The sequence below is a fragment of the Corallococcus carmarthensis genome (assembly GCF_003611695.1).
Classification (GTDB): Bacteria; Myxococcota; Myxococcia; order Myxococcales; family Myxococcaceae; genus Corallococcus; species Corallococcus carmarthensis.
Genome location: NZ_RAWE01000504.1, coordinates 1 through 409 on the forward strand (window position 1 = coordinate 1; position 409 = coordinate 409).

At 54.3% G+C, this 409-nt stretch carries 1 protein-coding gene; it reads right to left on the reverse strand.

The genetic code is table 11. From position 1 onward, the window contains the following. A partial coding sequence (locus D7X32_RS44695) for an ATP-binding protein (RefSeq protein ID WP_500683178.1) occupies positions 1–409 on the reverse strand: 409 nt, incomplete at both ends.

Below are 409 nucleotides of genomic sequence, written 5' to 3' on the forward strand. Positions count from 1 at the left end.
GGTCAACGCCGGTGATCATTTCTGTAACCGGGTGTTCTACCTGAATACGGGTGTTCATTTCGATGAAATAGAACTCGCCGTTTTCGAACAGGAACTCGAAAGTACCTGCACCGCGATAGCCGATATCAACACACGCTTTAGCGCAACGTTCGCCGATGTAGCGACGCAGTTCCGGGGTAATGCCCGGTGCTGGCGCTTCTTCGACCACTTTCTGGTGGCGGCGTTGCATGGAGCAGTCACGTTCCGCCAGATAGATAGCGTTGCCCTGACCGTCAGCCAGTACCTGAATCTCGACGTGGCGAGGATTTTCCAGGTATTTCTCCATGTAAACCATATCGTTGCTGAAAGCAGCTTTCGCTTCCGCACGGGTCATGGAGATGGATTGTGCCAGTTCAGCGTCGCCGCGCAC